Raw genomic sequence first — 17,973 nt, 5'->3', positions numbered from 1 at the left:
GCGGGTGGGAAGCCGGCCAGCGGCCCGGTTCAGTTGTGCCGCCCGGTTCAGCCATTCGCGCGCATGAAAGCCGCGACGGGTGCGGCAAGGGACGCGCCGGTCTCTTCGGCGCTGCGCTTTTTGCCCGCGACGGCGAAGGAGTGGTCGCCGCCCTCGCACCATTCCAAGCTCGCGGCGCTGCCGATCCGGGAAACAACGTCCTCGAGCAGCTCCGGGGTCGCGAACGTATCGCGGGTCCCTTGAAGGAACAGCATGGGCTGCGTCAGCCCGTACAGGTGCTCGTCCCGCAGCTTTTCCGGCTTGCCGGGCGGATGCAGCGGGTAGCCGAGATAGACCAGCCCACTCACGGGCATCCCTTCGGCAACCGCCATCGAAGCCATGCGGCCACCGAAGGACTTGCCGGCCGCCCAGACGGGCTCCCCGTCTGACGCGCCGGTTCGGGCCGCCTCCATCGCTGCCCGCCATGTGGCGATGGCCAGCGGGGGCCGGTCCGGAAACTTCCTGCCTGCCTCGCGGTAGGGGAAGTTGAAGCGCAAGGTGGCGACGCCGTCGTCGTTGAGGGCGCGCGTGAAACCGGACAGGAACGGATGCTCCATGCCGGCGCCCGCCCCGTGGGCCACGACGAGGGTTGCAAACGCGTTCTCGGGCCGGGCATGGACGGCGGAGACCTGAAGATCTCCGACGGCAATGGTGACAGGGGATTCAGCAACGGGCATGAGTCAATAATGCCGGATTGAACTGCGGATACATCATTCTGGTGCAGGCGATGAACGACGGAGACCGACGGCGGGCTGGGTCGAGCACCAGGCATGGGGGAACCTGTCTCGCTGTCCGCCGCCGGCCTGTTGTAAGTCTACTCTCGAGTAGCCCAGAGTGCGCGGAGCCCACCGGCCCCGGCCCGGCTGATTAATCGTGCCGGGTCGGGCGGTGTGCCGGCCCTGGAGGGCTTTCCGGACCAGCACTGCCATTGTGGTCAAGGTTCCCTGTAGAAACCTTTGGATATGTATTGGGGAAGGCCGGTATGGCTGTCAGGAGAGGGGGCTGCCGAATCCTGGGGCTGCAGCCGTGACCCTGAGCCAGACGTAGTCCTGCGGGCCCAGGACGAACCCTTGGTCGATGCGGACCTGGGCATCCGAAAGGACGTCCAGGGCCTCGGCCGCGAAGCCGGACAGCGTTTCCGCTGAAATCACCTGGGGCTGGTCGCTGAAGTTTGCAAGGGCAAGTATCAGCGTCCCTTCGCCGGGACGCTGGTAGCCCAGCACGCCCCGTTTGTTCGCCGCGAAGGGAATGAGGCGGGTGCCGGCCAGCTCAGGCGCGCTGGCGCGGACCGCCGTCATTCTGCGCAGCCCGGCAAAGATGGCCCCCTCCGGCGTGGACGGGTCGTTGCGCTGGGCGTAGCGCTCCGCGGGAAACTGCGGCCGGTGCACCCAGCGGCTGTCGGCTTCATGTCCGTCCTCGAGCGCGTACTGGTAATCATTGAGCTGGCCCACCTCGTCGCCCAGGTACAGCAGGGGGACGCCGCCGGTGCTGAAAGCGATCGAATGGGCAAGCAGGATCCGCCGGATCGCCTCGGCTGTGCCGTCCTCCAGCCCGCAAAGGGAGGCCGTGGTTCCGGAAATGCGACAGTCGCCAGTGCGCGGGTTGTCCTGAAAGGGCACGCCGTGGGCGAAGCTGCCCGGGAAGCGGTTGACGTAGAAGGAATTCAGGAAGCGGCGGTGGTCGAAGCCGTTGATCCCCAGTTCGGCGGCGTCCTCATCGGCGAACGTCCAGCCAATGTCATCGTGGCTGCGGACGTAGTTCACCCATGAGGTTCCGGACGGAATGCTGTGGCGGCGCTCCAGGGCCTGCGCGAGCAGCGAAACGTCGCGCGTGGCCATGGCCTCCCAGATGAGCGCCATTTGCAGCGGGTTGTAGGAGAGCTGGCATTCGGCGGGATCGATGTACAGGGCCACTTCATCGGGGTGCACAATGGCTTCGGATTTGAAAAGCAGAGATGGTGCGGCGAGCCGGCAGACGGCGTTGAAGGCCCGGAGCAGCGTGTGGGCCTCGGGCAGGTTCTCGCAGGAAGTTCCCAGCCGCTTCCAGATGAATGCGACGGCGTCCATCCGCAGGATGTCTATGCCCTGGTTGGCCAGGAAGAGCATTTCTCCGGCCATGGCACGGAAGACTTCCGGATTGGAGTAGTTCAGATCCCACTGGAAGGTGTGGAACGTGGCCCATACCCACCGGCCGTCGGGGAGCGGCACGAAGGAACCAGGGTGGTCTTCCGGGAAGATCTCCCGCACGTTCTGCTCGAACGCGTCGGGCATGGTCCGGTCAGGAAAGATCCAGTAGTAGTCGCTGTAGCGTGGGTCGCCGTCGGCAGCTTTGCGGGCCCACTCATGCTCGTTCGACGTGTGGTTGAAGATGAAGTCAACGACCAGGCTGATGCCGTTGGCCCGCAGTTCAGCCGCCAGGTCGCGCAGCTGGTCCATCGTCCCGAGCCTGGGATTGACCACCCGGTAGCTGGATACCGCATAGCCGCCGTCGGACAGCGGTTCCGGGGCCAGGAACAGCGGCATCAGGTGCAGGTACGTCAGGCCGAGTTCCTTGAAGTAGGGAATCCGAGCGCGCACGCCTTCAAGATCAGTGGCATACCGGTCCACGTAGCAGACCCCGCCGAGCATGCGGTTGGACTGGAACCAATCGCTGTTGGCCTCCCGCTCGGAGTCAAGGACCTTCAGATTCGCGGGCCTATCCTTCCAGGCGCGGGCACACTCCAGCACAAGGGAAGTCAATTGGTCCTGGAAGTCCGGCCGTGAGCCGTAAAGCGAGTGGAACAGCCGGGCCAGATCGGGGAAGTGGCGGTTGAATCGCTGCTCGAAGTCTGCCCAGTCCCGGTCTCCCGGCGCGATGCCGGCCTGCCTGGCCACGGCGCCAAGCACCTGCTGGCCGGACACGTGGTCCAGACTGGCGGATTCGACCATGGAGTGTATCCCCTTCGACGGTTCTTGGCACCGGGCGGCGCAAGGTCAGTTCACATCCTTACAGATGCGCCAGCGGCTGCCCAGAGACACGGCAGATGTTTCTTCCCCCGTGTCCCGGTGCAAAGGTCCTGGCGCCGGGGTACTGACGCAGCGGGCCCCGCGGGGTAGGTTGTCCCCATGGCCAGCGAACAGACCACCCTTACCGTAGACGGCCCTAACGGTTCCCGGGACATGCGGATCTCCAGTCCCAGCCGGGTCCTGTGGCCGGAGGTGGGCCTGACTAAACTCGATCTCGCCCGTTACATCGTGGACGTCGGAGAGGCTTTCATCGCGGCAAACGGCGACCGGCCGGTATCGCTCCAGCGGTTCTCAGGCAACGTCGACGGCGAGCAGTTCTTCTCCAAGAATCCGCCGAAAGGGACGCCGGATTTCATCCGGTCGGTCATGGTGATCTATCCCAGTGCCCGCACGCATCCCCAGCTGGTCCTGGACGAGCCTGCGGCCGCGGTGTGGGCGGTGCAGATGAACACGGTGGTGTTCCACCCGTGGCCGTCGCGCGCTGAAAACTCGGACAACCCGGATCAGCTGCGCATCGACCTCGACCCCCAGCCCGGCACGGACTTCGACGACGCCGTCCCCGCGGCCTTGGCGCTGAGGGAGGTGCTCTCCGAGGCGGGGCTGAACGCCTTCATCAAAACGTCGGGGAACCGCGGGCTTCATGTTTATGCGCCGATCGAGCCGAAGCGCGAATTCCTGGACGTGCGCCATGCCGTTATCGCCGCCGCCCGGGAACTCGAGCGGCGGATGCCGGACAAGGTCACGACGAACTGGTGGAAGGAGGAGCGCGGCGAGCGTATTTTCCTGGACTTCAACCAGGCAAACCGTGACCGCACGATCGCAGGCGCCTACAGCCCGCGGGCCCTGCCGCACGCCCCCGTTTCCTGTCCGATTACCTGGGACGAACTGGAGAACATCAACCCGAAGGACTTCACCATCCTCACCGTCCCCGAACGGCTGAAGGCCGTGGGGGACCCGTGGGCGGACATGAACGCGGAACCGGGCACCATAGACACCTTGCTTGGCTGGTGGGACCGGGACCTCAAGGACGGGCTGGGTGAAATGCCGTTCCCGCCGGACTACCCGAAGATGCCCGGCGAGCCGCCTCGCGTGCAGCCGAGCCGGGCGAAGAAGCAGGAGTAAGCGCTCGTCTGCATACGGGCGGTGCCCGGCCGTCCTATTCGAAGCGCGAAGGATCGCCGGTTCCGCGGCGAACCACCTCGGCAGCGCCGCTGGAGAAGTCAACGACCGTCGTCGGCTCTGCCCCGCAGTCGCCTGAATCGACCACGGCATCCACGACATGATCCAGGCGCTCCTTGATCTCCCAGCCCTGCGTGAGCGGATCCTCCTCGTCCGGCAGCAGCAGCGTGCTGGACAGCAGCGGTTCGCCCAGCTCGGCGAGGAGTGCCTGGACGAAGTTATGGTCCGGAATGCGCACGCCCACGGTTTTCTTCTTCGGATGCAGCAGCCGGCGCGGGACTTCCTTGGTGGCGGGAAGGATGAAGGTGTAGCTGCCCGGCGTCACAGCCTTGATACGGCGGAAGACGTCATTGCCGATGTGCACGAACTGTCCCAGCTGGGCGAAGTCCCGGCAGACCAGGGTGAAATGGTGCTTGTCATCCAGCTGGCGGATGGTACGGATCCGGTCCAGCGCCTCCTTGTTGCCCAGTTGCGCACCTAATGCGTAACACGAGTCCGTGGGGTATGCGATCAGGCCACCGGAACGAACGAGCTCCACGATCTGGGAGACTGCGCGCGGCTGGGGATCCTGGGGATGAACGTCGAAGTATCTCGCCATGACATGAGCCTACGGCCCGCCGGCACTTCCCGCACTCGTCCCCGCGGAGCGTGTTCCCATGAATGATTCAGGGCAGGCCGCCGGACGTGCCCTTCAACTGACCCGGCTGCCCCCTATGCAGCCCGGACGGATTGGGGCACCATGTGAAGTGTTTCGTGTCCCGGCGGCAGCCGCAATCCCCGGCCCGCCACCCACCAATGAGAAACAGCCTGAAGGAGAATCCCGTGCCCACAGTGCTCAACCCTTACCTTGGCTTTCGCGACAACGCGCGCGAGGCGATGAGCTTCTACCAGTCCGTCTTTGGCGGAGACCTGGCCCTTAGCACTTTCGGCGAGTTCCATGCCAGCGAGGACCCGGCTGAGGCGGACAAGATCATGCATGGAATGCTGACCACGGACAAGGGGCTCGTGCTCATGGGCGCCGACACACCCAACAGCATGGAGTACACATCCGGCAGCAGCATCTCCATCTCCCTGAGCGGAGAGGACGAGGCCGAGCTGCGGGGCTACTGGGACAAGCTCTCCGGCAACGGCGGCACCGTGACGGTGCCGCTTGAACCGGCACCCTGGGGTGACACCTTCGGCATGTGCTCCGATAAGTTCGGGGTTGCCTGGCTGGTTAACATCACCGGGCCCCAGGCGGCGCCCAGCGCCTGAGCCCGCTCTGGTCAGCGGGGCGGGCTCCAGATCCACTCGCGGATTTCGGGGAGGTCCTCGAAGTGTTCGCGGATGTATTCGGCATGGGCAGCCAGCTGGCGGTTGCAATGGCCGGCCAACTCAGCAGCCCCGGGGAACTTCCGCGGCATCCGTCGGAGCGCTTCAAGCGCGAGATGGTAGCGGCTCATCCGGTTGAGCACCACCATGTCGAAGGGCGTGGTGGTGGTTCCCTGCTGGCTGTACCCGCGCACATGGAAACGTTCTGGGTTCGGCCGTCCGTGCAGCAGCTGGTGGAACGAGCGCGCATAGCCGTGCCAGGCGACAACGACATCGCAGCTGTCCGTGAACAGCGAACTGAACGTCCCGTCGTCGAGACCGTGCGGGTGGGTGTCCCGGGGAGGCAGCACCATGGCGTCCATGACGTTGACCATGCGCACGAGGGCGTCAGGGACGTGGCGCTGCAGGAGCCAGGCGGCAGCCAGCATCTCCTCGGTGGGGATATCGCCCGCGCTGGCAAGAACAATGTCCGGCTCCGCAGCGCTTCCGGCATCCTCGTTGCCCGCCCAGTCCCAGCGCGATGCTCCTGCCTCGGCATGAATACGGGCTTCGTCCAGGGTGAGGTACTGGGGATGTGACTGCTTGTCCACCACCACAAGGTTGACGTAGTCGGTGCTGAGCAGTGCGTGTTCGGCTGTGGCCAACAGAGTGTTGGTGTCCGGCGGAAGGTAGATGCGCGTCACCTCGCCCGAGAGGGAGAGGACGGTGTCGATCAGTCCGGGGCCCTGGTGGCTGAAGCCGTTGTGGTCGTTGCGCCAGCACGTCGATGTCAGCAGGATGTTGAGGCTGGGAACGGAGGAGCGCCACTCGAGTTCCCGCGCATGCTGGAGCCATTTGGCGTGCTGGACGGTCATGGAGGCGCTGATCATGGCAAACGCCTCGTAGGTGGCGAAGAAGCCGTGCCGTCCGCTTAGCAGGTAGCCTTCCAGCCAGCCCTGACAGAGGTGCTCCGAGAGGACTTCCATGACCCGGCCATCGGCGGAGACATGGTCTCCGGTCTGAGCCTCGCCATTGCGGAGCGGGAGCAGCAGACAGCGGTCGCTGGCCTCGAAGACGGCGCCCAGGCGGTTGCTGTTGGTTTCGTCCGGGCAGAAGAGCCGGAAGCGGGGATTGTCTTCCGTGGCACGGTAGAGGTCCCGGAAGAGTTCGCCGAGCGGCTTCGTGGTCTCCATGCTGGTGGAACCGCGCTCGCCGGGGTCCACGGCGTACTGCTCCAGCTGCGGGATCTCCAGCGGAACGGACGGCCGGCCGTTGGCCGCAGGTACAGATCCCATCCGGAGCGCGCCCTCGGGCGCCAGCGCCGCCAGTTCGGGTGCCAGCCGGCCGTCGGCGTCGAACAGTTTGTCGGGGTCGTAGGAACGCATCCACTGTTCGAGCAGTGCGAGATGCTCGGGATTGTCCCTGACCCCTGACAGCGGTACCTGGTGGGAGCGGAACGTTCCCTCCACCGGGGTGCCGTCCACTGTGTGCGGCCCCGTCCAGCCCTTGGGGGTCCGCAGGATGATGGCGGGCCAGCGGGCCGCGGCCGCCACACCCTTGCTTCCGGCGGTGTCCTGCAGGCTGCGGATGGTGGAGTAGGCGCTGTCCATGGCCGTGGCGAGTTCCCGGTGCACCTGTGCGGGGTCGTCTCCGGAGACCGCGACCGGCGCCCAGCCGTGGGCATGGAGGAGGGCTTCGACGTCCTCGTCGGAGCGGCGGCCAAGGACCGTTGGGCCGGAAATCTTGTGCCCGTTGAGGTGGAGAATGGGCAGGACAGCACCGTCCCGGGCCGGATTCAGGAAGAACGGTGCATCCCAGGACGCTGCCAACGGCCCAGTCTCAGCCTCGCCATCGCCGATCACGCAGGCAGCGATCAGTCCGGGGTTGTCCATGACCGCGCCGGTGCCATGCATGAGGGAATAGCCCAGTTCGCCGCCCTCATGGATGGAGCCGGGCGTGGCCGGCCCCACGTGGCTTCCCACGCCGCCGGGCGTTGAGAACTGGCGGGCCAGACGCCTCAGCCCCGCCGTATCCCGGCTGATCTCCGGGTACACCTCCGAATAGGTGCCTTCGAGATAGACGTTCGCCACGACTGCCGGTCCGCCGTGGCCCGGTCCGGCGAGGAAGAGGACCTCGGCGCCTGTCCGCTTGATCAGCCGGTTCAGATGCACGTAGATCAGGGAAAGCCCTGGCCCGGTTCCCCAGTGTCCCAGCAGCCGTGGTTTGATGTGGCCGGGCTTCAGCGGTTCCCGCAGCAGCGGATTCTCCTGGAGATAGATTTGGGCCACTGTCAGATAGTTGGCCGCGTTCCAGTACCGGTTCAGCAGCTCAAAATCTTCGGTCGAACCAGCCTCCGCTGCCGGGGTGTCGCCCATGCGCTTGCCTCTCGTCAGACCCGCTAGAGCGTTGACGTGGCACAGTCTATCCTCCGGTGCCCGACACTGACCGGGTGCCCACCACTGGCCGGGGGTCCAACACTGGCCGGGGCCCATCGAGCCCCGCCGAAGCCCCGGGCAGCGTGGACTGCTGCCGGGGACCGGATCTATCATGACCGGAGAGCTGTCGGCGGCCCATGACGCGTCCTGTCAGCGCAGGGAGAAACGGAGGCAAGTGCCATGTCCGGTTACTTCGAAATCATAGATTCCCCCGACGGCGGGTTTCGCGCCACGCTTCGTGGCCCGTCCGGTGAACTGCTGGCCGTATCGGAGGCATTTCCGACGAAACGACAGGCGGCCGCAGGAATCAGCCTTATCAGGGAAGTTGCCGGGACCGGCCTTATCCGGGACATGTCTTCGGGCCACCGTGGTGAGCCATTCCGACGCAGGTTGCGCACGCTGAGGGCACTTTCGGCCCACGAGAGTCTCAGAAGGAAACGCCTCCATGCAGAACTTGCGGTGAAGGACAGGATCGCCCTCGCCGCACACACGCATCGCACAGGTTCGCGCCGCTAGCAGAAGCCTGCTGCCAACCCCCGCCACGCCGGCAGTTACGGGGCGGCGATCCTAGCGGTTTTCTTGATCTCCTGCAGTTAATTGCCGCGCGAATGGGTGCTGGTGGTGCGGTCGATAATGTGCGCTGAGGCGGCATGCTCGCGAAGGTCCGCTACTGCAGCTGCGGCTTCCTCCGTATTCTCGAAGGTCTTCGACGTAGCCAGAGTTTCCCCCGCGGCACTGACAAGAAGTATGCGGATCCCATGCGGCTCTGCGTCAACGAGCTTGAATTGGCCTGGCATGGGGTTCCCTTCATCGGTCTTCGCTGAGCGGGCATCGCACCTGCAGACCCATCCGCGCGGCAGGCAATCGCGGCCTGCAATCCGGGTGATGCCTGTGAAGCTGCCCTCATCAGCCACTACCTAAACAACTATATGACATACCTGTCAATTTTTTGACATCCCCTGTAGGCCCCTTTGTCAGATGTGCCGCACTCAAAGCCCAGGCGCCCGGTGCCCGGCATTGTTGAGACTTGTTCAGATCCATTTCGGGGCGGCCGGGACCTCGGCAAGTGGCGTGCCGTCCTGTGTGGCTGTGACGCAGGTATGTCCGCGGCCTGCGGCCCATTGTGCGACGGCGGGCAGGGATCCGGTGATGACTGTTGGGTTGTCGGTGGTTGTGTCTCCGAGTGTCAGGTCCGTGCTGGTTGTCGTGATGAGGAGCCCGTGATCTGTGCCGCGGGTTTTCCAGGCGCCGGTGATGTCGTGGAGGAGGTGTTCCAGGACGGGGGTAGGGATGTCGTGGAACGTGGCGCCGCTGTTGAGGTCGACGGCGTGGATCCAGACTTCGCGGGTGCGCATCCAGACGGTTTCGGTGGCCGGGACCACCCGGCCCTGGATGGTGCGGACCTTGTGGTGCCAGGCGTCGGCGGGAAGGTCGCGCCATTCGACGTTCAGGTGTACTGCGGAGTGGTCGAAGAGGTTCCGCAGCGCGGTCGGGGACAGGGTGGCTCCGAAGGTGATTTCGTGGTCCCTGGCCTCGGGGGAGGGATACATCGGGGTTTCGATTCCGGTCGCGGCCCACTCGACGAGCCGGGCGATGGCGCGGGCGTTGTAGCCGATGTGGGACACGATGTGGCGGCGGGTCCAGCCCGGCAGCAGCGAGTCCGCGTCGAGGCCGGCGTCGGTGAGTTCGTTGAGTTTGCGGGCGAAGAACGCGGTGCCGCGCCGGGCCTGCAGGAGCTGTTCCTGCAGGTCCGGGTCGGTGGTCTGGTCGGTGCGGGCGACCATCAGCGTTCCTTGATGACGCGGTTGCTCAGCTGCCCCAGCCCGTCGATGGTGGTGACCAGGGTCTGGCCGTCCTGGAGGTAGCGTTTCGGGTTCTGGGCGTGGCCCACGCCGCCGGGGGTGCCGGTGGCGATCACGTCGCCGGGGTTCAGCGTGATGATGGTGGAGATGTAGGAGACCAGGAACTCCGGGGTGAAGACGAGGTCCCCGGTGGGGGTCTGCTGCTGGATTTGCCCGTCGACGGCGGAGGTCATCAGCGGCCCGGCGGTGAATTCGTCGCCGGTGACCAGGGCAGGCCCGAACGGGGTGGATTTTTCCCAGGTCTTGCCCTGCAGCCACTGGATGGTGCGGAACTGGTAGTCCCGCATGCTGACGTCATTCAGCACGGCGTACCCCGCGATGTGGTCGCCGGCGTCGGCTTCGCTGATCCGGCGGCCGGTTTTGCCGATGATCACGGCGAGTTCGGCTTCCCAGTCCACCGCGTCCGATTCCTGCGGCAGGGCCAGGTCATCGTTGGGCCCGATCAGGGACTCAGCGTACTTGGCGAACAGCGTGGGGTAGTCGGGGACCTCCCGGCCCATTTCCTTGATGTGGTTGCGGTAGTTGTGGCCCACGCAGATGATCTTGCCCGGAGCGGGCACGACGGCGGCGAGGTCCGCGCCGTCGAGTGGATGCGTGGCACCGGCCGCGGCGGCCGCTTTCTCCGCCCAGGCGGGATCACGGAGGAGTTCGCCGACGTCGGCGAAGCCGTCTATCTCCGTCAGGGTGCCGCCGTCCTGGCGGACCGCCGTCGTTCCTTCAGAAGTGCGCAGGGTGAGGAGTCTCATGACGTGGTGTGTCCTTGGGTGTAGGTGCGGTTGAAGCTCAGGCGTTCAAAAATCGGGGCGTCACTGAAGCGGAACAGGTCAAACCCGGAATCCGCGTGCGGGTCCGCGCGCAGGGACCACTCGGTCCAGGACGGCACGACGAACAGATCGCCCTTCGCCAGGGCCTTGGTTTCACCGTTCAGGACCACGATGCCGGCGCCGTCGAAGACCTGCCACACACTGGATCCGACCTCGCGCAGGGCGTCGGTGGTAGCGCCGGCGCGGAGCCGGTGGAACTCGGCCCGGATGGTGGGCATCACGTCCCCGCCCGTGGTCGGGTTCGAGAACCGGACGGCGGCGTGACCCTGGGACACAGTCGCGGGGTGGCCCTCGTCCTCCAGCAGCAGCTGTTCGGTCAGGGCCCGGTCGGTGTGTTCCCACCGGTACGCGGCGATTGGGGAGTTCGTGGTGTCCTCCAAGCCGGAGAGCGGGCGCAGGCCGGGATGGGCCCAGAGCCGCTCCGACCGGGAGACCACGGGGGTGGCCTCGTCGGTAACGCGGTCTGTGCCGAACTCGAAGAACCCGGCATCGGTATAGTGCACGAACGGGATGTCCAGTCCGTCGATCCACGCCATCGGTGCGTCGGTGTCGTTGTGGTGGCCGTGGAAGTTCCAGCCCGGGGTCAGCAGGAAATCCCCGCGGCGCATCGCCACCGGGTCCCCGTTCACCACCGTCCACACCCCTTCCCCCTCGACCACGAACCGGAAGGCGTTCTGCGAATGCCGGTGCTCCGGCGCCGTCTCCCGGGCGCCCAGGTACTGGATCGCGGCCCACAGCGTCGGCGTCGCATACGGCGTGCGGGCCAGGCCCGGGTTTGCCAAAGCAATCGCCCGGCGCTCCCCGCCCCGCCCGACCGGAACCAGATCACCGGCACGCGCCGCCAGCGGATACAGATCGTTCCAGCGCCACACATGCGGCACCGCCTTCGGCGACGGCACCCTCGGCATCAACTCACCGATCTCCGTCCACAACGGAATCAGGTTCTCCCGGTCAAAATCCCGGTACAGCTCCTCCAGCTGGGCAGCCTCTTCAGGCGTCGGCTCCGGCACAGCCTGCCCCGCGGCAACTGATTCATGCGTAATGTTTTGCGTCATAGTGTTTCCTTCTACTTGGCCTGCGTGCCGGCGTCGGCGAGGCGTTCGGCAATGTCGGAGCGGAGGTCTTTTTTGTTGATCTTGCCCACCTTCGTGGTCGGCAGTTCATCGAGGACCACGAGACGTTCGGGGATTTTGAAGGCAGCCACACCGGTCTGCCGCAGCATCTCCTGGATCTGCTGGAGGCTCACCTCGCGTCCCGGCTTGACGGTGATATAGAGGCAGAGCCGTTCACCCAGCAACGGATCCGGCATGGCAACCGCGGCGGCCATGGTCACGTCCTCGATCCGGTAAACAAGGCTCTCGATTTCCTCGGCTGAGATCTTCTCCCCGCCCCGGTTGATCATGTCCTTGTCGCGTCCCTGGACGATCAGATTGCCGTCCGCGCGCCGCTCGACGATATCCCCGCTGGCATACCAGCCGTCAGGGGTGAAGGCCCGTGCGTTGGCTTCCGGGGCACGGTAGTAGCCCCGGGGCGTGTAGGGACCCCGGGTGAGAATGGATCCCGGGACCCCGTCCGGAAGGTCCTCTCCGGCCTCATCCACGATGCGGACTTCGTCGGCTGCGGAGACGGGACGGCCCTGCGTGGTGCAGATGACTTCTTCGGGATCGTCGAGGCGGGTGGTGTTGATCAACCCCTCGGCCATGCCGAAGACCTGCTGCAGGGTTGCCCCCAGGACGGGCTTCACTTTCCGCGCGATCTCGTCCGGCAGGCGTGAGCCCCCTACCTGGAGTACTTCGAGGCTGGCGAGCTGGCCAGACCCTGTCTCCTGCTGGTATTCGATCCACCGCTGGGCGACGGCGGGGACGGCCGTGGAAAGCGTGACCTTCTCCCGTTCAATGGTCGCGAAGGCCTTGCGTGGTTCGGGGCTTGGCAGCATGACGACCCGGCCGCCGGCGAACAGGACCCCGAGGATGCCGGGGCAGGCCAGGGGGAAGTTGTGGCTTGCGGGCAGGGTACCCAGGTAGACGGTGTCCTCGCTGACTCCCGTGGGCACCGAGGTGGCCTTGACGTTGTAGGCGTAGTCGTTGTGGGTCCGGGTGATGAGTTTGGGCAGCCCCGTGGTGCCGCCGGAAAGCAGGAACAACGCCGGCGAGTCCGGTGCCGGCGCAGCGGCGTCCAGGCGTGAGCGGGCTCCGGCGACGTCCTGTCCAGGGGCGAGAATATCCTCGAGGCGTATGTTGGCGGGCTTCGCGGCACCGGAAACGAGGATGGTCTCCAGTGAGGGGACGGCTGATGCCAGTTCTTCGGCCAGCGCCTGGTGGTCAAAATCCTTGATGGCATCGGGCACGGCGATGGCCCGCGCTTCGGAGAGCTCAGTGAGGAAGGACAGCTCGTACTTCCGGTGAGCGGGCAACGCCATTACAGGGATGATGCCGGCCCGGAAACAGGCCAGGGTCAGCACGGTGAACTGCCATCCGTTGGGCAGCTGGACCATGATGCGGTCGTCGGCTTTCAGGCCCAGCTGCAGCAGGCGTTCGGCCGCGGCGTCCATTCTCTCCGCCAGCTCGGCGTAGCTGAGGCGCACGTCCCCGTCCACCACTGCGGCCTTGCCCGGAAGCCGGTCCGCCGCGTCGAGGACGTAGGCGCCCAGCGGACGGTCCTCCCAGTAACCCTTGCGGCGGTACTCCATGGCAAGGTCTGCGGGCCAGGGAACAGTGCCCTCGCTGGTGTGGCTGCTCATTTCATGTCCTCCTCGACATTGATCACTACGGCGTCCAGCGCGACGAGCCCGTCATGGGTAAGGCGCAGGGGATTGATTTCAATCTCGGCGATGCCGTCGTTGGCGCAGAGGGCATCTCCGAGATGGGTCAGGATCCTGGCCAGTTCGGTGGTATCCAGTGTCGGGCCTGACCGGAAGCCGTACAGCAGTGCGCGTGCCTGCAGCTCGCCGGGCATGCCTTCGGCCGTGCGGACGCTCAGCGGAGCAGAACGGATCGAGATGTCAGCGAAGATCTCGGCTGTGGTGCCGCCCAGTCCCAGGACAACGACCGGCCCGAAGACAGGATCGCGCCGCGCTCCGAGGACCAGGTCGATGCCGGATGCGGCCATCGCCTCGATCAGGAATTCGCGGGCACCGGCAGCTTCGAGTCCGTCCAGAGCACGGTCCATGGCCGCGGGGGAGTCCACGCCGAGGTGCACACCGCCGATCTCGGTTTTGTGCAGGACGGCGGCGTCGAGCAGCTTGACCGCTACCGGGCCGCCGCCGAGCTGGGCGAGAGCTTCATGGGCGGCGGTGCGAGTGCTGCAGCTGCGCCGCGCCGGAGTGGTGATGCCGAGAGCATCGAGCAGTTCCTTGGAGCGGTTTTCGTCCCACGGCCCCTCCACGTCCGGCCAGGTAAAGGTGCTGTCCGGAGCCTGCGCGCGCTGGAACCGGCCGCGTGCGTCGTTGACCAGAGCCGTGATCCCGTGGGCCAGCGACGTGGGTCCGCTGATCAGCGGCAGCCCATGCTGCTGCGCCGACTTCCGGGCGCGTTCAACGTCGCCGTCGGGTCCGTCAACGCCGATCAGGAATGGCAGGCTTCCGGATGCCCCGGATTCGGCCACGGAAAGGGGCAGGTCGGTGACCGGCTCTGTCAGGCCATAGACACCGACGACGTCGATGGCCTGGTCGGCGGCGACGGCCGCCAAGATTTTCTGGTACCCCGGCCCGGGCCGGCCTGTGTCCACGGGATTGGCCTGGAAGGTCAGCGGTGGCAGCAGCCCGCCGATGGTGTCCTGGCTGGCCTGCGCGAGTCGGGGCAGCGTCACTCCAGCGCTGTGCAGGGCATCGGCGATCACCAGCCCGGGACCGGCCTGGCCGGTGATGAGCCCGACGCCGGGATCGGCTGCCGGTGCCAGTCGGCGTGCGGCCAGAACGGTAACGGCGGCAACGAGCTGGCTTTCGTCGTCGACGATCACCGCGCCCGCCTGCTTGAGGACCGCCCTCGTGGTCCGCCACGAGGTGGCCAGGGCTCCGGTGTGGGACTGGGCAAACTCTGACACGTCGTTGCGGCCGACCACCAGTGCCACCACGGGTTTGACGGAACTGAGGCGGGAGACCGCGTCGACGAGGGCGGGTCCGTCGGCGACGCTTTCCAGATGCAGGGCCACGGCCTTGGTCTGCTCATCGGAAATCAGGTAATCCAGGACATCGGGGGCAGTGATGTCCGTGCCGGCACCGATCCCGACGCCGAGGCTGACGCCCACTCCGGCGTGCTGCAGGTGGAAGGCAAGGACATGGTTGACTCCGCCGCTGGCTGCCACCACGGCTACGGAGCCGGGTTCCAGTTCCGCGACGCCGGGCACGAAGCTGGCACGCAGGCTGCGGTGGGGGACGAAGAAACCGGAGGTGTTCGGGCCCAGGAGCCGGATTCCGGTTTCGCTGGCAGCAGCCTCAACCTGGCGACCGAACTCAACGCCTGGACCGCCCGCCTCGGCGAAACCGCCCGCGCAAACCAGGGCAGCCTTCGCGCCGTTGGCCGCACTGTCGCGCAGTGCCTGGGCGGTGGCCGCGGCGGGCACGCAGAGCACTGCCAGATCCGGACCATCGCCGATGGCTGCTGCTGCGTCGGCGATGCTGGTGTGCATGCCGTTTTCACCGCGGCTGTTCACCAGGGCGACGGCAGCGTGGTAGGCGGACAGTGATTGGGCCATGACGGCGCCGAGCTTCTCCGGGCTGGCTGAGGCGCCGACGACGATGATGCCGCCGGGCGCGAAGAGAGGGGTGAGGCTATGCATCGGTTGCCTCCCCGGCGGCGGTGGCGACGGCGTCTGCACGGCCGGAGAGCACCAAGGTGAGGGCCGAGACGGGGCCGCGGTCATCCACGATGACGCTAGCGAGGCCTCGGCCCAGCCGCGCCTCTTCAGAGGCCAAGCTCCGGGTAAACGGGTTACCGCCCTGGATCACGATGGCTGCTGCCTGAGCCGGCAGCCGGCCAAAACAGGCGGCAAGGCCCTCTTCCGTGTCCGGTGCGGTGAGCAGGAAACCGGTCTCGGCGTCGGCGTCGGCCGGGTCGGTGACCAGGGGAACCCGGCCGCCTGGCCCGGTCAGTGCGGGCTGGCCGGCCTCGCTGGTGAGGGAAAGCAGGCGCCCGCTAAACCGGGCCGCTCCGGCCGTGAACGGCGTTTCCAGTGGTTCGTTTCCGTGCCTGGCCAGCCAGTCCTGTTCTGCGGACTTGGCCAGCATTGGGTCGCGCTGGCGGATTTTGTCGATGTCGATGCTGCGGGAAAAGAAGTGGAAGGTGAACTGAGTCGGGTCGAAGGAGTTGTAATACCGGGCGAAGTGTTCCCACCAGCTCAGGCCGCCGCGCGCGGCGTTCTGGATCTTGGCGACCAGGGGCTGGCGCTCGGCTTCATAGTTGGTGAACGCCGCTTCCAGGTCACCCTGGTGCGCGGCGACTTCCCGGACCAGGGTGATGGCGTCTTCCATGGCCATCTTGGTGCCGGATCCTACAGAGAAGTGCGCGGTGTGCATGGCGTCGCCGAGCAGGACGACGTTGCCCTTGTGCCAGGAGCGGGTACTGCGGGTGCGGAAATTTGCCCAGCGGGAGTTGTTGGCCACGAGCGGCTCGCCGGCGATGTCTTCGGCGAACAGCTTCTCGAGGAACCGCTGGGTCTTCAGGTCTGAGGGTCCCGGAGGCTGGGTTGCATCGAATTCGTCAAGGCCGGCTTTACGCCAGGTCTCCTCATCGGTTTCAACGATGAACGTGCTGAGGTCGTCGCTGATCGGGTAGCCGTGGACGGCGAAGTTGCCGAACTCGCTCTGCCGGTGGACGAAGGTGAGGCCGCTGAACTTATAGGTCGTGCCGAACCAGATGAACTTGGCGGTCGCGGTCTCAGCGGTATGGCCCAGGCTCTCGCCGAGTTGCTCGCGGGTCGATGAGTTGGCTCCGTCCGCGCCGACGATCAGGTCGAAGCCGTCCAGTTGAGACAGGTCGGGCACGTACTGGCCGAATCGCATGTCGACACCGACCTCCGCCGCCCGCTCCTGCATCAGCTTCAGCAGGGTCTTCCGGTAAATGGCAGCCATACCGTTTCCGCCGAAGGACTTTCGCTCGCCCTTGAGCCAGACCTCGATGTCGTCCCAGTGGGTGCCATGGTCCCGGAGCCCGTTCAGCACCACACGATCGGCATCGTTGATCTGACGCAGCGTCGCGTCCGAGAAGACGACGCCGAACCCGAAGGCGTCTGTGGCCTGGTTCCGTTCGAAGAGTACGACTTCGGCGTCGGGAACTGTCTGCTTGAACAGGGTTGAGAAGAACAGTCCTCCGGGACCGCCGCCAATGCAGGCTACGCGAAGTGCCATCGATGCCACCTTCTAAGTTTGGGGGAGTGGTGAGATACGTCTCCCCTCAATTATGTAACTCAGTTCTGATGAACGTCAACTATTTGTTACATATCGACCGGCGACGGCTGGAGCTTGCGCCCGATCACGCTCTCCACGTACGCGTTCGCCTGGGGTCGCAGCTGTTCGTGCACGCGACTGAAGAGGCTGAAGGCGGCAGGGCCCGGCCAGTCCTCGGGTTGCAGCTCATGCGGCAATTCGGGGTCACGGAACGGGAAGCGGCGAAAATCGTCGATGATCCGGGTGCGTTCCATCAGCGCCTGCCGCCCGTCCCGGCTCGAGTTGCCGCGCTCATTATCCAAGTGGGCATAGGTGTTAAGGAAGTTCCTGTAGTCCCGCCCCAGAGCGTCGAGGTCCCAGCATCTGGCAGCCAGATCCCGGGCTGCTTCTGCATCATCGGAACCGCACCAGAGGATATCCATCCGGGCCATTTCGTACTCGGACGCGAGCTCCTTGGCTTCCCGCGAAAGATCGTGCGGGGCCAGCCAGGTTGAGGGTGAGAGCTGGCCGAACCCCGTCCACGCCAGCTGCTTGCGAAGCTGTTCACGCACGGCCCGCTCGGACTCCGGCACCTGGTAGATGACCATCGTCCAGCGCCCGGCCCAGGGCTCCTCCCGGCGTCGAAAGATCCGCGCACGGCCTTGGATGAGCACGTCGAGCATGTGGCCACTCAGGACGTAGACGGTTTCCCGCCCATCCTTGCGCGTGGTGAACCACCCTTCCTTCTTGAGGCGGGACATGCTGACCCTGATCGTGGCGGGTTCGACACCGAATGCCACCATCAGTTCGGTCAGTTCGCCAAGCTTGACCTCACCGCCGGCATACCGAAGGTAGTCGCCGAAAAGATTCAGGACGAGAGATCGGGGCGTCTCCGCCATGGGGACTCCTGGGGGATCGAAGTTAGATGTAACCGGCGGCTCAACGGACCACTAAATAATGTTACATTCAAGCTCAATC

The 17,973-nt window shown here is 65.8% G+C and carries 15 protein-coding genes; 3 read left to right on the top strand and 12 right to left on the bottom strand.

Going from position 1 to position 17,973, the window contains the following annotated elements; genetic code table 11:
* Positions 1 to 47: 47 nt before the first annotated feature.
* Together J7E80_RS14170 and J7E80_RS14165 are read right to left on the bottom strand one after the other, a co-directional pair.
* Positions 48 to 716, bottom strand: a complete 669-nt coding sequence (locus J7E80_RS14170) for an alpha/beta family hydrolase (RefSeq protein ID WP_215052591.1) — start codon at positions 714 to 716, stop codon at positions 48 to 50.
* A gap of 312 nt (positions 717 to 1,028) precedes the next feature.
* Positions 1,029 to 2,966 carry an amylosucrase gene (locus tag J7E80_RS14165; RefSeq protein WP_215052589.1) on the bottom strand — a complete coding sequence of 646 codons (1,938 nt, stop codon included), beginning with the start codon at positions 2,964 to 2,966 and terminating at the stop codon, positions 1,029 to 1,031.
* Positions 2,967 to 3,143: 177 nt separating this feature from the next.
* Between J7E80_RS14165 and ligD the strand changes: the two genes are divergently transcribed.
* Complete coding sequence (gene ligD / locus J7E80_RS14160) at positions 3,144 to 4,166, top strand: non-homologous end-joining DNA ligase (RefSeq protein ID WP_215052587.1); 1,023 nt, start codon at positions 3,144 to 3,146, stop codon at positions 4,164 to 4,166.
* Between the two features lie 34 nt (positions 4,167 to 4,200).
* Here the strand turns inward: ligD and J7E80_RS14155 are convergent, their stop codons facing one another.
* The gene (locus tag J7E80_RS14155; protein WP_215052585.1) at positions 4,201 to 4,821 is read right to left on the bottom strand and encodes an L-threonylcarbamoyladenylate synthase; all 621 of its coding nucleotides are present in this window, start codon (positions 4,819 to 4,821) and stop codon (positions 4,201 to 4,203) included.
* A gap of 224 nt (positions 4,822 to 5,045) precedes the next feature.
* On the opposite strand from J7E80_RS14155, the gene J7E80_RS14150 reads away from it, so the two are divergent.
* Positions 5,046 to 5,477 (top strand): VOC family protein, encoded by a 432-nt coding sequence (locus J7E80_RS14150; RefSeq protein ID WP_215052583.1) that lies wholly within the window; start codon positions 5,046 to 5,048, stop codon positions 5,475 to 5,477.
* Positions 5,478 to 5,488: 11 nt separating this feature from the next.
* Here J7E80_RS14150 and J7E80_RS14145 read toward each other — a convergent pair whose 3' ends face one another.
* Complete coding sequence (locus tag J7E80_RS14145) at positions 5,489 to 7,888, bottom strand: phosphoketolase (RefSeq protein ID WP_215052581.1); 2,400 nt, start codon at positions 7,886 to 7,888, stop codon at positions 5,489 to 5,491.
* 240 nt (positions 7,889 to 8,128) lie between these two features.
* Between J7E80_RS14145 and J7E80_RS14140 the strand changes: the two genes are divergently transcribed.
* The gene (locus J7E80_RS14140) at positions 8,129 to 8,464 is read left to right on the top strand and encodes a DUF1508 domain-containing protein (RefSeq protein ID WP_215052579.1); all 336 of its coding nucleotides are present in this window, start codon (positions 8,129 to 8,131) and stop codon (positions 8,462 to 8,464) included.
* 77 nt (positions 8,465 to 8,541) lie between these two features.
* On the opposite strand, the gene J7E80_RS14135 is transcribed toward J7E80_RS14140, so the two are convergent.
* The 8 genes from J7E80_RS14135 to J7E80_RS14100 all read right to left on the bottom strand — a co-directional run bounded on the left by J7E80_RS14135 (position 8,542) and on the right by J7E80_RS14100 (position 17,894).
* Positions 8,542 to 8,745 carry a DUF1508 domain-containing protein gene (locus tag J7E80_RS14135; protein WP_215052577.1) on the bottom strand — a complete coding sequence of 68 codons (204 nt, stop codon included), beginning with the start codon at positions 8,743 to 8,745 and terminating at the stop codon, positions 8,542 to 8,544.
* A 234-nt stretch (positions 8,746 to 8,979) separates the two neighbouring features.
* A complete protein-coding gene (locus J7E80_RS14130) occupies positions 8,980 to 9,732 on the bottom strand; it encodes a maleylpyruvate isomerase family mycothiol-dependent enzyme (RefSeq protein ID WP_215052576.1) in 753 nt (250 codons plus the stop codon).
* Positions 9,732 to 10,556, bottom strand: a complete 825-nt coding sequence (locus J7E80_RS14125; protein ID WP_215052574.1) for a fumarylacetoacetate hydrolase family protein — start codon at positions 10,554 to 10,556, stop codon at positions 9,732 to 9,734. The genes J7E80_RS14130 and J7E80_RS14125 overlap by 1 nt, the downstream gene beginning before the upstream one ends.
* Positions 10,553 to 11,689, bottom strand: coding sequence for a cupin domain-containing protein (locus tag J7E80_RS14120; protein WP_215052572.1), 1,137 nt, complete (start codon positions 11,687 to 11,689; stop codon positions 10,553 to 10,555). The genes J7E80_RS14125 and J7E80_RS14120 overlap by 4 nt, the downstream gene beginning before the upstream one ends.
* An 11-nt stretch (positions 11,690 to 11,700) precedes the next feature.
* A complete protein-coding gene (locus tag J7E80_RS14115) occupies positions 11,701 to 13,374 on the bottom strand; it encodes a (2,3-dihydroxybenzoyl)adenylate synthase (RefSeq protein ID WP_215052570.1) in 1,674 nt (557 codons plus the stop codon).
* Positions 13,371 to 15,410: an acetate--CoA ligase family protein gene (locus J7E80_RS14110; protein WP_215052569.1), complete on the bottom strand. Its 2,040-nt coding sequence runs from the start codon at positions 15,408 to 15,410 to the stop codon at positions 13,371 to 13,373. Before J7E80_RS14110 ends, J7E80_RS14115 begins: the two co-directional genes overlap by 4 nt.
* On the bottom strand, positions 15,403 to 16,977 hold the full coding sequence (locus J7E80_RS14105; protein ID WP_215052567.1) for an FAD-dependent monooxygenase: 1,575 nt from the start codon (positions 16,975 to 16,977) through the stop codon (positions 15,403 to 15,405). Before J7E80_RS14105 ends, J7E80_RS14110 begins: the two co-directional genes overlap by 8 nt.
* An 86-nt stretch (positions 16,978 to 17,063) precedes the next feature.
* Positions 17,064 to 17,894: a PaaX family transcriptional regulator C-terminal domain-containing protein gene (locus J7E80_RS14100; RefSeq protein ID WP_215052565.1), complete on the bottom strand. Its 831-nt coding sequence runs from the start codon at positions 17,892 to 17,894 to the stop codon at positions 17,064 to 17,066.
* Between the last annotated feature and the right edge of the window lie 79 nt (positions 17,895 to 17,973).

The organism is Arthrobacter sp. ISL-28 (assembly GCF_018613875.1).
Classification (GTDB): Bacteria; Actinomycetota; Actinomycetes; order Actinomycetales; family Micrococcaceae; genus Arthrobacter.
Note: the sequence above shows the minus strand (reverse complement) of the source record. Positions and strands in the feature narration are given on the sequence as shown.

Excerpts from the sequence above, each read along its gene's own strand:
- J7E80_RS14110 (WP_215052569.1), bottom strand. The coding sequence starts at position 15,410 with ATGCATAGCCTCACCCCTCTCTTCGCGCCCGGCGGCATCATCGTCGTC.
- J7E80_RS14120 (WP_215052572.1), bottom strand. The coding sequence starts at position 11,689 with ATGACGCAAAACATTACGCATGAATCAGTTGCCGCGGGGCAGGCTGTG.
- J7E80_RS14125 (WP_215052574.1), bottom strand. The coding sequence starts at position 10,556 with ATGAGACTCCTCACCCTGCGCACTTCTGAAGGAACGACGGCGGTCCGC.
- J7E80_RS14155 (WP_215052585.1), bottom strand. The coding sequence starts at position 4,821 with ATGGCGAGATACTTCGACGTTCATCCCCAGGATCCCCAGCCGCGCGCA.
- J7E80_RS14135 (WP_215052577.1), bottom strand. The coding sequence starts at position 8,745 with ATGCCAGGCCAATTCAAGCTCGTTGACGCAGAGCCGCATGGGATCCGC.
- J7E80_RS14130 (WP_215052576.1), bottom strand. The coding sequence starts at position 9,732 with ATGGTCGCCCGCACCGACCAGACCACCGACCCGGACCTGCAGGAACAG.
- ligD (WP_215052587.1), top strand. The coding sequence starts at position 3,144 with ATGGCCAGCGAACAGACCACCCTTACCGTAGACGGCCCTAACGGTTCC.
- J7E80_RS14140 (WP_215052579.1), top strand. The coding sequence starts at position 8,129 with ATGTCCGGTTACTTCGAAATCATAGATTCCCCCGACGGCGGGTTTCGC.
- J7E80_RS14100 (WP_215052565.1), bottom strand. The coding sequence starts at position 17,894 with ATGGCGGAGACGCCCCGATCTCTCGTCCTGAATCTTTTCGGCGACTAC.
- J7E80_RS14165 (WP_215052589.1), bottom strand. The coding sequence starts at position 2,966 with ATGGTCGAATCCGCCAGTCTGGACCACGTGTCCGGCCAGCAGGTGCTT.
- J7E80_RS14115 (WP_215052570.1), bottom strand. The coding sequence starts at position 13,374 with ATGAGCAGCCACACCAGCGAGGGCACTGTTCCCTGGCCCGCAGACCTT.
- J7E80_RS14145 (WP_215052581.1), bottom strand. The coding sequence starts at position 7,888 with ATGGGCGACACCCCGGCAGCGGAGGCTGGTTCGACCGAAGATTTTGAG.
- J7E80_RS14105 (WP_215052567.1), bottom strand. The coding sequence starts at position 16,977 with ATGGCACTTCGCGTAGCCTGCATTGGCGGCGGTCCCGGAGGACTGTTC.
- J7E80_RS14170 (WP_215052591.1), bottom strand. The coding sequence starts at position 716 with ATGCCCGTTGCTGAATCCCCTGTCACCATTGCCGTCGGAGATCTTCAG.